Here is a 14,935-nt window from a genome sequence, read left to right as displayed (position 1 = left end):
TCGACACTTTAAAACCTGATGAATGAAAAGCAAAGAATCAATCCTTTCTAAGGACGGAGTGAGCTATCTCATTCCTTTTATCCTCATCACTTCGTGCTTTGCCCTATGGGGTTTCGCCAATGATATTACCAATCCGATGGTGAAAGCGTTCTCTAAGATATTCCGAATGAGCGTCACCGACGGTGCATTGGTGCAGGTTGCGTTCTATGGTGGATACTTTGCAATGGCGTTTCCTGCGGCTATTTTCATCCGCAAGTACTCGTATAAGAGTGGGGTACTCATGGGACTTGGCCTCTATGCGGCCGGCGCTTTGCTCTTTTTCCCGGCTAAGTTGACGGGTGCTTACTATCCTTTCTTGATAGCATACTTTATCATGACGTGCGGATTATCGTTCTTGGAGACCAGTTCCAATCCCTATATTCTCTCGATGGGAACGGAAGCTACGGCCACAAGACGCTTGAATCTAGCGCAGTCGTTCAACCCAATGGGCTCGTTGTGTGGTATGTTTACTGCGATGGCTTTCATTCAAGCTAAGCTTAATCCCATGGATACAGCCACGCGTGCTACTCTCTCTCCAGCTGAATTCGAGGCTGTGAAAGAATATGACTTATCGGTTCTTATTACTCCCTATTTTGTCATTGGGATGGTCATTGTGGTGATGTTCTTGGTCATCTTCTTTACAAAGATGCCGAAAGGTGGCGACCAACAACACGATATTAACTTCGTTCCGACCCTGAAGCGTATCTTCTCCATCAAGCATTATCGCGAAGGTGTTATTGCACAATTCTTCTATGTAGGTGCCCAAATCATGTGTTGGACTTTCGTTATCCAATACGGTACACGCGTATTGGTGGGTGAGGGGATGACCGAACAGGCTGCCGAAGTGTTGTCACAGCGCTACAACATCATTGCCATGGCTATCTTCTGCTGTAGTCGGTTCATCTGTACTTTCTTCCTCAAGTATATCAATGCCGGTAAACTGTTGGCCATCCTGTCGACCGTTGCCACGGCGTTGACTTTCGGAGTCATTTTCTTCCAAGACATCAAAGGCTTGTACTGTCTCGTTGGTATCTCTGCCTGCATGTCGCTTATGTTCCCTACTATCTACGGTATAGCGTTGCAAGGACTCGGCGATGATGCTAAGTTTGGTGCGGCAGGATTGATAATGTCTATTCTTGGAGGAAGTGTTTTACCGCCTTTACAGGCTTCTATTATCGACTTGGGCACCATCTTTGGCATGCCGGCCGTAAATATTTCATTCGTCTTACCACTCATTTGCTTCCTCGTTATCATCACGTATGGAGTGCGAATGTATCAAGCAACGAAAGCCACATGGAGAAATTAAAGCGCATATTTGCAGTTGATTTGGGTGCCACGAGTGGCCGAACGGTATTGGGCGCGTTGGAAGGTGACCACCTTACCATGCAAGAACTTACGCGCTTCGAGAATCCTATCATTCAAACCGGAGGACACTTTTATTGGGACATCTACGCCCTCTATAATCAGATTATCACTGCGTTGAAACTGGCAGTGGAACAAGGTTACGAAATTCAGAGCATCGGTATCGACACGTGGGGATGCGATTTTGCTCTTGTAGGTAGCGATGGTGCGCTGTTACGTAACCCTCTGTCGTATCGTGATCCGCATACTGTCGGCATGATGGACGACTATTTTGCCAATGTCATGGAGCGCGACGAAGTGTATCGACTCACTGGTATCCAGCTCATGGCATTCAATTCTTTGTTCCAATTACACGCCATGCGGAAGGCTCAAAACACTGCTTTGGCTGTGGCCGATAAGATACTTTTTATGCCTGATGCTTTGAGTTATATGCTCACGGGACAGGCGGTATGCGAGTATACAGAGGCTTCGACATCGCAGATACTCGATCCTTACAAGCACGATTTAAACGAACGGCTGCTCGAAAGTGTTGGTCTGAAGCGGTCGCAGTTTGGTCGGATGGTGATTCCCGGAACCATTATAGGTTCTGTAACCGAAGAAATCAAGCAGATAACAGGTATTGGTGACATTCCGGTAGTGGCTGTTGCCGGACATGATACTGCCTCGGCTGTGGCTGCCGTTCCGGCTTCTGATGCCAACTTCGCCTACTTGAGTAGCGGTACATGGAGTCTGATGGGCGTGGAGTTGTCGCATCCGTTGATAAGCAATGAGAGCTATTCCGAGAATATGACCAATGAGGGTGGGGTAGATAACACGACTCTCTTCTTGAAGAATATCTGTGGTATGTGGATTTACGAGCGTTGCCGGAAAGAGTTCTCAGAGAGGAAGTCGCATGGTGAACTGATAGCTGAAGCGATGCAGGCAGAGCCTTTTAGAAGCATCATTGACCCCGATGACGCTTCGTTTACCAATCCTCGTAGCATGACGGAAGCCATTTGTAATTATTGTCGGAAGACCGGGCAGCCAGTTCCACAGACTGCTGCCGAGTTCTGTCGCTGCATCTTTGAATCGCTCGCTTTGCGTTATCGAGAGGTCTTAGGCACGCTGAAGCGGCTGTCGCCAGTACAGATTGACGTACTACATATTATTGGTGGAGGGTCGATCAACGATTGTATGAGCCAATTTACAGCCAATAGTTGTGGTATCACCGTGCTTGCCGGACTGCAAGAAGCCACCGCCATTGGCAACATCATGCTACAAGCCAAGGCGGCTGGGATGGTGAAAGACGTGTGGGATATGCGCCGTGTTATCGGGCAAAATACCAGCCCGAAGCGATTTGAACCGCAAGACCGAACCGTTTGGGATAATGCTTTTGCACGCTATCTACAGATATGTAGGGCGTAAAAAAGTTTATTTGATGGCGCTGCAAAGTCTTTTCAGCATGACTGTTTGGGCTTTGCAGCGTTTTTGTTTGCCCTTTGCAGCAATGCTGCGGAGCCCTTGCAGTTATCTAAGTTTAAAGTATACGAGTTGACAAGTGAACAAGATGGAGTTTAAGTGTGTGAGTTTTTGAGTTAATGAGCGGTTCAGTTGCTGGATAAGTCTTTAGTTTTTTACTTTTATAAGTCTTTGAATTTGGAAAAAGTAAAGGCATGATAAGATGTACACTTACATCCTATCATGCCTTCTCTGTTATTTCTATGCTTCTAAATCCTACTTTGGCAGATGGAACACATCGGTGAGTTCCTGCATCTGTTCGTCGCTCATGCCGTCGGGTTCAAAGCCCATACAGCGTGCGCTGATGTATATCTTGGCACTCTTGGAGAGTACGTCGATTTGGTCGAAAGCCTGCATGACGTCGGGACCTTGCGCCAATACGCCATGTTTTTCCCACATCACGACGTCGTATTCTTCGAGCTGTTCGAGAGTGGCATTGGCCAGTTCGAGACTTCCGGAAATCTTGTAGGGTACGATACCGAGGCCTAATGGACAGAAAGCCTTGGTCTCCGGAATCATGCTCCATAGTAGTTTGGTCATATAATCCTTTTGCAAGAACTTGTCGTTATGGCTCATGGCAACCAACTCAATGGGGTGGGTATGAACCACAGCATTATATCCGTTGCCCTTTTCTAGGTTGCGGTTGTGTACCGAAAGGTGGGAACTTATCTCTGAAGTGGGCTTTATGGGATTGTCGGCAATGATTTCGTAGTGCGCACAATCGTCGGTAATGCGGACGATGGAGCCATTCTCCATAGGCCAGCGAGCCAAGTCGCGCATGCGTTTACCCGTACCTTTGCAGTAGAAATAGCAACTTTTGAGGTGAGGAAGCGTTGTTCCGAACGATACAGGGTCGCTGATGGCGGGCATACTGCGAATTTCGTCGTCTACCAAATCGGTGATGTTGACGGTGATATTACCGCCATTGCGTTCTGCCCAACCGTTCTGCCAGAGGTATCCGGCTACCTCGGCTATGTTGTCAATCTCGCGTTTGAGAGCCGGTCTTCTTTCTAGAATAGATGTCATTGTTCGTGGTTTAAAAGAATATTTAGGCTGTGGGGATTATCCCAATAAGCCTTTTACGATTTGCGAAATGATTTTTCCGTCGGCTTTACCGGCCATTTGCTTGCTGGCTATACCCATTACCTTACCCATGTCTTTCATGCCTTCGGCACCGGTAGAAGCGATGATGGCTTTTACGACTTCGGTGATTTCGGCTTCGGAAAGTTGCTTAGGCAGGTACTCTTCGAGCACGGATACCTGTGCCAATTCCTCATCGGCTAGGTCTTGACGGTTGTTGTCTATATAAGTCTTAGCGGTCTCTTTGCCTTGCTTAGCCAACTTGGTGATAATCTTCAAAGCATCGGAATCTTCCAATGTCTCGTTAGCTCCGGGGGCTGTGACTGCCTCTAAGAATACTTTCTTGACGTTGCGTAAGGTGTTGAGACGCACCTTGTCGCGTGCTTTCATTGCGTTCTTAATGTCCTCACTAATTTGTTCAAATAGTGCCATGATATCTCCTTTTTTATCTGATTTATGTGAAACTGATAATGCCCGGTGTCTCGATGGCATTATCTTCTTTTTCCTCTGTGGTTGGAACTTGGCTGCGAATAGCTTCCAGCATCTGTCTTGTACGCTTGTAGGTAGGTGTGGTCTCTACGGCCAAGATGACGTCCTCGTTGTCCAATTCTTCCGGATGGAAGAGGAAAATATGTGGCCGGCGCTTGAATTGAGTGTTCTTTCCGTCGACAGCATAGTACCTTGCCCGACGGTCACGACGCTCTGCTGCCTTCTCTTCTTCTTCGGCTATTCGACGCGCTTCTTCCTGTGTGTGTTTCTTGATGTGACTGTCCATACCGTCCACATCTTCTATACCGAAGCCTGTAGCGAGGATGGTTACCTTCACCTTCTTGCCTAATTCAGGATCAATAGCGAGTCCCCACTTAATCTCGAAGTTGCTATCGAACTTGCTCATGAACTCGTTGACATCGTTCATCTCTTCCATCATGAGGCCTGAGTTATCGTTCTTCTCGTTGCAGAAGTTGATGCTGAGCAGTATTTTCTTGGAATTAAAGATGTCGTTATCGTTGAGTAATGGGGAGTTGAGAGCATCATCTATCGCTTTCTTGACGCGTCCTTCGCCTTCGCCATATCCCGTGCTCATGATAGCAACACCACCATCTTTCAGCACTGTCTTTACATCGTTGAAGTCGAGGTTGATGAGTCCGTGGTTTGTAATAATCTCTGCGATGCTCTTGGCTGCGATGCTTAGTGTGTCGTCGGCTTTGCCAAAAGCGTCGAGGACAGTCAGTTCCGGATAGATTTCGCGTAGCCGTTCGTTGTTGATAACGAGCAAAGCGTCTACGTGTTTAGCCATTTCCTCTACGCCATCGAGTGCTTGGTCTATCTTTCTATCGCCCTCAAAGCGGAACGGAATGGTCACGATGCCGACTGTCAAGATGCCCATTTCTTTGGACACACGAGCAATGACGGGGGCTGCACCTGTACCGGTTCCACCGCCCATACCGGCTGTGATGAATGCCATTTTGGTACCATCGGAGAGCATATTGTTGATTTCATCCAGTGTCTCTTCGGCTGCTTGACGCGCTTTGGCAGGCTTGTTACCGGCACCAAGGCCTTCTTTTCCCAGTTGCAGATGCACGGGAACAGGCGAGTCGTTGAGTGCTTGATTGTCGGTATTGCAGAGTACGAACGACACATCATGGATGCCTTCGCGATACATATGGTTCACTGCGTTGCCGCCACCACCACCAACACCGATTACTTTAATGATGCTGTTGGACTTTTCGGGTTCCCCGAAATCCAGTATTTCTCTGTTATCTGGCATAATATCTTTCTTTATGTATGAGTCTAATATGTTATTCGTCTTCGGCTACCATGGTCTGGAAGAACTTCTTAAGATTGCGTCCCATCTTGTGGAGAGTGCTGTTTTCGCGCTTCTCTTTGGCAATGCGTTCAGCCTCTTCTTCGGCAGCTTTGCGCTCAGCAGCCTCTCTCTCAAGGCGTTTTCTACGTGCTTCTTCCTCGGCTTTCTCCTTTTCTGTGGGAGTGAGGACAACGCCTGTACCGGCTATTTCGTTCGGATCGCGCGACTTTTTGATGTCATCCGGCGTATGCAGCGTGGTGCTTGTAGCCGCTGTTATAGGTTCTGATGTGCCAAAAAGATCGCTTGAAATCTCTTTTCCGGCGCAGTTCATATCGCCCTTAACCAGCAAGGCAAGCGCGGTATTCATGGTTCCATCCTTGGCATTGATGTCGCTATTGCTTGAATTGATAGTTGTGGTGACGAACTTGGCAATGCGTATCTTCTCAATATGAGTGTACTTACGGAAGGCCACATCAATGTTCTTCATGTTTGAACCGCCACCGGTGAGGACGATTCCGCCCAATAGTTTGTCGGTAAACTCGCTCGGAACCTGATACCAAACATTCTCGATGATTTCCTCAATTCGACCTTCTACCATCTCAACGAAGCGCCGGTTCTCTACCTGACGGTCTTGATCGATGGGCAGCATGAGGGTAGTATCGATGTCGGCATTGTCGGTATAAGCGCTTCCATACTTCAATTTCATGCGCTCAGCATCCTTGTCTTCCATCTGGAGAGAGGTGATATCCTTGGTGATATTGTTGCTACCGAGTGGAATAACTGCCAAGTGGCGGAGTATATTCTTGAAGTATACTGATACGGTAGTGGTGTCTGCGCCTAGGTCAACAAGCACGCAACCGGTACGTTTCTCTGCTTCTGTGAGTACACTATCGGCTAAAACCAATGGCGAAAGATACATGTCGGCTATGGCAATTCCCGACTTTTCAAAGCATTTGTTGAGGTTGCGATAGTATGAATTGCGCCAAATGATGTTGAGGAAGTTGCCCTCTAGTCGGCGACACTGTATACCTACGGGGTCGAGTTGTAGTTGTTGGTCTACCTTATACTCCTGTGTGGCAGCGTCAAGTATCTGTTGGTCGGGGTATTCCATGTTGCGATTGGTATCCATGAGTTCGTTTACCATCTCCTGCGTGATGATGGTTTCCTCTACAAAGTCTTTTGCAATGTTGTTCCGGATACTGCGGATGGATTGTCCACCAACGCCCACATATACATAAGCAATCTCTGATTTGAGAGTGGTTTTGAGTCGTGCTATGATGTTAGTCAAGCACTGCATAGTCTTATCTATGTTGTAGACTACGCCCTTTCTGATGCATGCTGTGGAGTCTTCTTTTACTACAGCGAGCACCGAAATGCTTCCATCGAGGTTCTTTCTGCCTGCGATGCCGGTGATCTTTGATGATCCCAATTCGATAGCTACAATAAATTCTGCCATAGGTTTATATTCTTATCAATTCAACATTCTTCTTTTACAGATTATTTGGTTGTCGAGCTCCAAGTTTATATAGGAGTATTTGTTCCAACCGGCTTGGGATAGTCCGTGGCGATAGAACTTCTCCAAGCGATTCATCTTCTTTGTTACATAGTCTCTTACAAGCTGCTCTCGGTCGGTAGCTGTTTTGCCTTCGGGCAGTTGGCCTATGTAGATGACGTGGTCGCCAATGCGTGGTATCAACTCAATACCAAGGTTTGGCAGCACGTTGATTTGCTCTATTTGGTTGCGCCAGAGGTCGTTTTCCATCATCACCTTGCCAAGTGTGGCGACATATTTAGTCGCGAACAGACGGTTGATGTGGCCAGTTGCGATGATGAGATTGGATGTATAATGCGAGTTAGGCATGATACAGTTTTTATCATCTAGGTAATAATCATCGCCTCTTTCCGATTTAATACGGATGACCGGCAACCGTTGGGTGATGCTAATGCATACTTGTCCGTCTTGTGTCTTGTAACATTCGGCCGTCTTAACGAACGGGCTGGACTTTAAAGTTTCTTCTATCTTGCGTGCATCAATGTAACGTATAGGCTTCTCCAAAGGATAGAGATGGTAGTGTTCCAATCGCTTTTTGATTTCCTTTGTGTCTATAAAGCCGTTGGTAGCCTCATCTTTGATGTCGATACTAACCTTCGTACACACGTGGACTGTTTCATCGGGCTTGTTAAAAGCGGTGAAAGCGAGTCCCAAATATGCAGCTAGTACAATATCCAGAACGATGGTGAGCGTTTTCTTCCAACGTATTCTCACTTACTTTCCAAGATTTTAGTCATTTGTGGAACATAGTTGTCTAGGTCGCCGGCACCCAATACGATGAGCACGTCGAAGTCGCGTTCCTTTACCAACGAGAGCACATCTTCCTTGTGTATCATGCTCTTTTCCACGCCCGGTTTCAAACTGTCGTATATCAATTGGCTCGTAACCCCCTCGATAGGAAGCTCGCGTGCCGGGTAGATGTCGCACAAAATCACTTCGTCCAACAGGCTTAATGCATCGGCAAAGTCCTTGTAGAAGTCGCGTGTACGCGTGTATAGATGCGGCTGGAAGATAGCCGTAATCTTACGATTTTGATAGAGTTCGCGAATGCTCTTGGCACTTTGGTAAATCTCTTTGGGGTGATGAGCATAGTCGGAGAGGAATACGAGCTTGTCGTTCTTTATCTTGAAGTCGAAGCGACGTTCCACTCCATGATAGGTAGACATACCGTATTTCAACTCTTGAGCGCTGCATCCACTCAGCTGAGCCATAGCCATAGCGGCCACTCCATTCTCTATATTGATGGGAACAGGTTGTCCCAACTGCACATCCTTGACATTCTCGATGGGCGAAACGAAGTCGAATGTAATCTCACCGTTGTCGATTCGGATATTTTCAGCATGGAAATCTCCTTCGTCGAGGCTGTATTCATACACCTTTACTCCCTCGGCTACGTGCTGTTTCATTTCTAAATCCTTGCGCAAAATTAGTGCTCCCCCCGGTTGAATCAGCTCTGTATAGTGACGGAAACTTTCCAAATAAGCCTCTTTGGTGCCGTAGATATCGAGGTGGTCAGGGTCGGTCGACGTGATAACGCTTATCCATGGTGATAACCAATGGAAGCTACGGTCGAACTCATCAGCCTCTATCACAACGTATTCGCTGTCGGAGAGGATATAATTGGTGCCGTAGTTTTTGGATATACCGCCCAAGAACGCATTGCAATCCACGTGGCTCTGGTGGATGATATGGGCACACATGGTCGACGTAGTAGTCTTTCCGTGTGTGCCGGCTACGCACAATCCTTTATGACTGTGGGTAAGTGTGCCCAATACTTGTGCACGCTTTTGTACTTCAAATCCGTTTGCACGGAAGTAAGCAAGCTCCTTGTGTGATTCAGGGATGGCCGGTGTGAAAATGACCAACGTAGATTCGGGCTTCTTACATGCGTGAGGAATCTCGTCTATATTCTCTTCGTAATGGATGAGCATGCCCTCTTTCTCAAGACGGCGTGTGAGTTCCGACGGAGTTTTGTCGTATCCGGCAACTACCAATCCTTTGTTGATGAAGTAGCGGGCAATAGCACTCATGCCGATTCCGCCGGCTCCAACGAAATATACTGCTTTAATATCTTTCAGTTCCATACTATGGTTTCAATGTCTTGTTTCTCTATATCGGATTACTTCTTTCCCCATGCTAATGCCACCACTTCGTCGGCGATGGTGTCGGCAGAGTTCTGTAATCCCATTTGTTTGATGTTTGCTTCGAGTGAAGTTAGTTTTTCGTCATCGCATACTGCATTGATGGCTGTCTTTAAAAGAACGTCGGTTGCCTCGCTGTCTTTTACGAAAATAGCTGCGTTACGGTTCACGAGCGCCATGGCGTTTTGTGTCTGATGGTCTTCAGCCACATTGGGTGAAGGTACCAAGATGACCGGTTTGCCGATGAGACAGAACTCGGATATACTGCTTGCACCGGCACGGCTGACAACCAAGTCGGCCGCCTTGTAGGCTGCTCCCATGTCGCTGATGAAGTCGGTGACGTGCAATAGTGCCGGTTTCTTGTTTCCTTCCAGTTGCTCGCAGATGGCTTTGTGGTACACTTTACCTGTTTGCAAGATGATTTGTACATCGCTCTCTTTCACCATGTCGAGGTGTTGGAGAATGCTATTGTTGATGTTTCTCGCTCCCAAACTGCCACCAATGAAGAGGATAGTTTTACGGTCGGGCTCCAATCCGAACGACTGGCGAGCTTCTGCTTGACTCATCGGAGATTCTAATACGTTCTGGCGAACCGGGTTACCGGTCTTGATAATCTTCTCGGCAGGGAAGAAGCGTTCCATTCCATCGTAAGCCACGCATATCTTGTCGGCCTTTTTAGCTAGTAATTTGTTGGTGACGCCGGCATAAGAGTTCTGCTCTTGGATGAGGCAGGGGATACCCTTGTTGGCACAAACATTCAACGTAGGACCACTGGCATAGCCCCCAACGCCCACAGCCACTATCGGTTTGAAGTCGCGTATGATGCGTTTGGCCATGCGTTGACTCTTCCATATCTTGTAGAGTACGGCAAAGTTCTTGAATAGATGTTTACGGTCGAATCCGCAGATGGGCAGTCCTTTGATTTCATATCCGGCTGCCGGAACGCGCTGCATCTCCATTCTGCCCTGCGCACCCACGAACAATATCTTTGCTTCGGGATACTTTGCTTTGATGGCATTGGCTATGGAAACAGCCGGGAAGATGTGTCCTCCGGTGCCGCCACCGCTGATGATAACCCTTAATTCTTTATCCATTCTTTCTTAATATACGATGTTAAAGTTTCTCTAACTTAGAAGTAAATAGGAGTAAGCTGGAGTAGAAGTCTCTTTGAGACTAGAAGTTAGCCGACATCTGTCTATTAACTTCCCTTGTTACTCCATCGCCCCCAAAAGGCGATTAACTCCCAATAATTTCAAAAGCTGAGCAAACTTGCGAAGCTTTATGAGCTATATTGCAAAAGTAATCATTTTTTTTATGATTCTCCGCTTTTGTTCTTTTTTTATTAGGATGGGCCTTAGTGCCCTGATATTTTTTATATATTGGCCTTTTGACCGTGGTTTTCGCAGATTACTGCAAGGGCTTGTCAGTAATGTTGCATGGGCTTTTCTGCGATGCTGCATAGGCCGAACAGCAGTGTTGCTCTTGCATTGCAGCAATTCCATGTAGATTCCTACAGTCTGTGGTCAAGCCATTTGTGTAGCCTTAGCGACATTGTTTTCGTCGATAATTCCTTTCTTCTTGGTGGCCGAACGGCTCACACTGAGGATGGCACCCACGTAGATACAGTTGATAATAGACGACGTTCCACCCTTGCTAACCAGCGGTAACGGTTGCCCGGTAACAGGGGCTAGTCCTACGGCCACGCACATATTAAAGAGCGCTTGGCTCACTAAAAGCAGTGCTAATCCCATTGCTAGGAAAGCAGGGAAGTTGTTCTCGCACCGGTTGGCGATGTAACCTGTACGGAAGAGCAGGAAGATATAGAGTGCAGCTACAAAGATAGCTCCCGTGATACCCATCTCTTCGATGATGATAGCGTAGATGAAATCGGAGAAAGCCTGCGACAGAAAGTCGCGCTCTTCAGAATTTCCGGGGCCCTTACCGATGACATTTGACGAGGCTATGGCGATGTTGGCATGCGCTACCTGTGCGTCTTTGTCAAGATCTACTTCGCTCGGCTTAATTTCTTTGTTGTCGGAGAACTTCATGATACGCGACTTCCAAGTATCGGCACGGTGGAACACTTTGCCTAGCATTCCGGGGGCGGTCTTCTCTGTCTCTGCCGTTTCTACCTCCTCGGTGAGGTTCTTCTTCGTGTTCTCGGTGTTCTTGGCATGACCCAATAACATCACCAGTGTGAAGACACCGACTATTGCCAACGCCACGACACCTAGCAGTTTGCCTAGCTGTGGCATGGGTATGCGTCCTATGACCATCATCATGAAGATGACTAGACAGATGAGTGCAGCTGTGGAAAGATTCTCGACCATGATGAGCGGGACGATGAATGCACACACGATGAGAATGTATTTGAACGCGTTTTTATCGGCTCCTGTGGGTGTTTGCATGGCACTAAGTATCTGAGCCGTGGCCAGTATGAGTGCTCCCTTGGCTATCTCTGAAGGTTGGAACTGCATGCCGAGGAATCCTATCCAGCGTTGGGCACCATTGGTAGACTGCCCGGCTATAATCACCCATAGCAGTGTGATGAGCGAAATACCTAAAAGGAAAGGAGTCAGAATCTTGAAATATTTGCATTTGATGTTGAGGGTAACGACCATGAAAAAGATACCCATCAACAGGATGCCCAAGTGTTTAATCATCGGAGTCCAGTAACTTCCGCCCTTGTATGTGAGCGAAGAGGACGCCGAGAACACCTCGACGACACTGATGACACAGAGGAAGAAAAATATCATCCATATCACCTTGTCTCCTTTGAAGATGTTTGCTAGTTTCTTATCCATTTATAGATTTCTTACCAATGTCTTGAATTGTTTGCCTCGGTCTTCCATGTTCTTGAACAAATCGAAGCTTGCACAGCAGGGACTTAAGAGTACGGTGTCGCCCGGTTGAGCCAGTTCGTAGCAGGCAGCTACGCAGTCTTTCATGCTGTGGGTGTCGCGAATCTCTACTCCGAGGGTGTCGAAGTTGTCGTGGAGTTTTTGATTGTCGGCACCTAGATAGACTACGGCACGGCATTTTTGTTTTACTAATGCCTTGATTTGGTCGTAATCGTTACCCTTGTCTTTGCCTCCGATGATGAGTACGGTAGGTGTCTTCATGCTCTCAAGTGCGTACCAACAAGCATCTACGTTGGTGGCCTTGGAGTCGTTGATATACTGTACGCCACGCACCTTACAAACCTTTTCCAAGCGATGCTCGACGCCGGGGAAGTCGCTCAGGCTCTTTCTGATAATCTCTTTCTTGATACCTGCGATGTTGGTAGCGATGCCGGCGGCCAAACTATTGTATATGTTATGCTTGCCGGTGAGCGATAGTTCCTCTTGTTCCATGTTGAACGGAGTGGGATATTCTATCTTGTATTGTCCCTCTTCGATATATCCGATAGAGCCTTTCTCCTTGATCTCGGAGAACGGACACAACACGGCTTTGATGTCGTATTTCTCTAGTTCGCGCTTAATGATGGGATCGTCGCCCCAGAAGATGAAGCTGTCTTCCTCGGTTTGGTTTTGCAATATGCGCATCTTGGCGTCTACATAGTTCTGCATATTGAACTCGTAGCGATCCAAATGGTCGGGTGTGATGTTGAGCAAGATGGCGATGTTGGCACGGAAATTGTACATATCGTCGAGTTGGAAACTACTCAATTCGATGATATAATATTCGTGTGGGTCTTCGGCTACCTGCAAAGCCAGACTCTTACCGATGTTTCCTGCCAGTCCAGCATCGTAACCTGCTGTCTTGAAAATATGGTAGATGAGCGACGTGGTGGTGGTTTTGCCGTTGCTACCGGTGATACATACCATTCTGGATTGGGTGTAACGACCGGCAAATTCAATCTCGCTGATGATGTGAATGCCCTGCTTGAGAATCTTCTGAATCATGGGTGCTTCCTTCGGAATACCCGGACTCTTGATGATTTCGTCGGCATTGAGTATCTTCTCTTCGGTGTGTCGGCCCTCTTCCCACTCTATTCCGTGGTCGTCGAGCATCTTCTTATATCGGTCTTTGATGGCCGACATATCCGATACAAATACGTCGAATCCTTCTTTCTTAGCTAGTACGGCTGCTCCTGCGCCGCTTTCTCCTGCTCCTAAAACTACGATTCTGCTCATGTTGCTAATACTTATTAGTCTGCTTAGACTGTAGAGTCTAGTGGATTGTTACCTGATTTTTAATGTGATAATAGTCAATGCTGCGAGGATAATAGTGATAATCCAAAAGCGTATTGTAATCTTGGCCTCGTGCTTGGCACCATGTGGTCGCGAGATGAGGTAGCGACATTCAGGGTCTAGTTGGTCGTCGGTGGTGCGGAAGTTGTCGTGTATCGGCGTGCGCTTGAAGACGCGCTGCTTGATACCCTTACGCTTACCTAACTTGAAATAGTACACCTGTATAATGACGCTGAGGCTCTCAACAAAGAATATTCCGCACAAGATAGGCAGCAATAACTCCTTGTGTATGATGATGGCACCAACTCCGATGATACCTCCAATGGTGAGTGAACCGGTGTCGCCCATGAATACTTGAGCCGGATAAGCGTTATACCAAAGAAATCCGATGAGTGCTCCGACGAAAGCACACATGAATACCACCAACTCTTGGGAGCCGGGAATATACATGATATTGAGGTAGGAGGCAAACTCGATATGACTGCTCACATAGGCTAAGATACCCAGTGCGACGCCTATGATGGCCGAGTTGCCGGCGCACATTCCGTCCATTCCATCGTTCAAGTTAGCTCCATTGGACACGGCCGTGACCACTAAAATAGTCATAATGACAAAGAGTATCCAGCCGGCTGCAGTTTTATATTGACCGCAAAAACTCATGATACGTGAATAGTCGAGGTTGTGTCCCTTGAAGAAAGGAATGGTGGTCTTGAGCGATTTACGACTGTCGGCACGGTGTTTGACCACGATTTCCTGTCCTTGTTTCTTTATTGCGATATTCTCATTGACCTTGACGTCGGGCGACATCCATAATACCAATCCTACGATAAGGCCTATACCAATCTGTCCGATAATCTTGTATCTACCTTTGAGACCCTCTTTGTTGCGATGGAAAATCTTGATAAAATCGTCCATTCCACCGAGGAAACCGAGCCAAAGGGTGGTGATAATCATCAAGATGAGGTAGATGTTGCGGAGTCGACCGAGTAATAATACGGGGATAAGTATGGCAACAATGATGATGATACCGCCCATTGAGGGAACACCAATTTTCTTGGTGCCGAACGGGTCGATGCTTGCATCTCGCTGGGTCTCGGTGATTTGCTTCTTCTTCAGGTAAGCAATGAACTTCTCACCGAACCATGCTGAGATGGCCAAAGAGAATATGAGAGCCAGTAAGGCACGGAAAGAGATGTAGCCCCAGAGGTGTGAACCGGAGATACCATATTCTTCTAGAAATCTGAAAAGATAGTATAGCATAGTG

General features: G+C 47.3%; 12 protein-coding genes. 2 read left to right on the top strand and 10 right to left on the bottom strand.

Annotated elements, in window-relative coordinates; all coding sequences use genetic code 11:
* Nucleotides 1–22 precede the first annotated feature (22 nt).
* Nucleotides 23–1,345, top strand: coding sequence for an L-fucose:H+ symporter permease (gene fucP, locus HMPREF0671_RS01030; protein ID WP_036896137.1), 1,323 nt, complete (start codon nucleotides 23–25; stop codon nucleotides 1,343–1,345).
* Nucleotides 1,333–2,805 (top strand): rhamnulokinase family protein, encoded by a 1,473-nt coding sequence (locus HMPREF0671_RS01025; protein WP_036896136.1) that lies wholly within the window; start codon nucleotides 1,333–1,335, stop codon nucleotides 2,803–2,805. The genes fucP and HMPREF0671_RS01025 overlap by 13 nt, the downstream gene beginning before the upstream one ends.
* A 309-nt stretch (nucleotides 2,806–3,114) precedes the next feature.
* On the opposite strand, the gene rhaD is transcribed toward HMPREF0671_RS01025, so the two are convergent.
* The 10 genes from rhaD to mraY form a co-directional block, all read right to left on the bottom strand.
* The gene (gene rhaD, locus HMPREF0671_RS01020) at nucleotides 3,115–3,924 is read right to left on the bottom strand and encodes a rhamnulose-1-phosphate aldolase (protein WP_036896135.1); all 810 of its coding nucleotides are present in this window, start codon (nucleotides 3,922–3,924) and stop codon (nucleotides 3,115–3,117) included.
* 36 nt (nucleotides 3,925–3,960) lie between these two features.
* Nucleotides 3,961–4,410, bottom strand: coding sequence for a GatB/YqeY domain-containing protein (locus tag HMPREF0671_RS01015; protein WP_036896134.1), 450 nt, complete (start codon nucleotides 4,408–4,410; stop codon nucleotides 3,961–3,963).
* 22 nt (nucleotides 4,411–4,432) lie between these two features.
* Nucleotides 4,433–5,746, bottom strand: coding sequence for a cell division protein FtsZ (gene ftsZ, locus HMPREF0671_RS01010; protein ID WP_036896133.1), 1,314 nt, complete (start codon nucleotides 5,744–5,746; stop codon nucleotides 4,433–4,435).
* Nucleotides 5,747–5,777: 31 nt separating this feature from the next.
* Entirely contained in the window at nucleotides 5,778–7,241 is a 1,464-nt protein-coding gene (ftsA, locus tag HMPREF0671_RS01005) for a cell division protein FtsA (protein WP_036896131.1), read from the bottom strand.
* A 15-nt stretch (nucleotides 7,242–7,256) separates the two neighbouring features.
* Complete coding sequence (locus HMPREF0671_RS01000) at nucleotides 7,257–8,051, bottom strand: cell division protein FtsQ/DivIB (protein ID WP_036896129.1); 795 nt, start codon at nucleotides 8,049–8,051, stop codon at nucleotides 7,257–7,259.
* Nucleotides 8,048–9,421, bottom strand: a complete 1,374-nt coding sequence (gene murC, locus HMPREF0671_RS00995) for a UDP-N-acetylmuramate--L-alanine ligase (RefSeq protein WP_036896127.1) — start codon at nucleotides 9,419–9,421, stop codon at nucleotides 8,048–8,050. Before murC ends, HMPREF0671_RS01000 begins: the two co-directional genes overlap by 4 nt.
* A gap of 35 nt (nucleotides 9,422–9,456) precedes the next feature.
* Complete coding sequence (gene murG, locus HMPREF0671_RS00990) at nucleotides 9,457–10,572, bottom strand: undecaprenyldiphospho-muramoylpentapeptide beta-N-acetylglucosaminyltransferase (RefSeq protein WP_036896125.1); 1,116 nt, start codon at nucleotides 10,570–10,572, stop codon at nucleotides 9,457–9,459.
* 429 nt (nucleotides 10,573–11,001) lie between these two features.
* Nucleotides 11,002–12,282: an FtsW/RodA/SpoVE family cell cycle protein gene (locus HMPREF0671_RS00985; protein ID WP_036896123.1), complete on the bottom strand. Its 1,281-nt coding sequence runs from the start codon at nucleotides 12,280–12,282 to the stop codon at nucleotides 11,002–11,004.
* On the bottom strand, nucleotides 12,283–13,614 hold the full coding sequence (gene murD, locus HMPREF0671_RS00980; protein WP_036896121.1) for a UDP-N-acetylmuramoyl-L-alanine--D-glutamate ligase: 1,332 nt from the start codon (nucleotides 13,612–13,614) through the stop codon (nucleotides 12,283–12,285).
* Between the two features lie 48 nt (nucleotides 13,615–13,662).
* Nucleotides 13,663–14,931 carry a phospho-N-acetylmuramoyl-pentapeptide-transferase gene (gene mraY / locus HMPREF0671_RS00975; RefSeq protein ID WP_036896119.1) on the bottom strand — a complete coding sequence of 423 codons (1,269 nt, stop codon included), beginning with the start codon at nucleotides 14,929–14,931 and terminating at the stop codon, nucleotides 13,663–13,665.
* Nucleotides 14,932–14,935: the final 4 nt, after the last annotated feature.

Origin of the sequence: Prevotella sp. S7 MS 2, from assembly GCF_000762865.1 — a bacterium.
Lineage (GTDB): Bacteria > Bacteroidota > Bacteroidia > Bacteroidales > Bacteroidaceae > Prevotella.
Note: the sequence above shows the minus strand (reverse complement) of the source record. Positions and strands in the feature narration are given on the sequence as shown.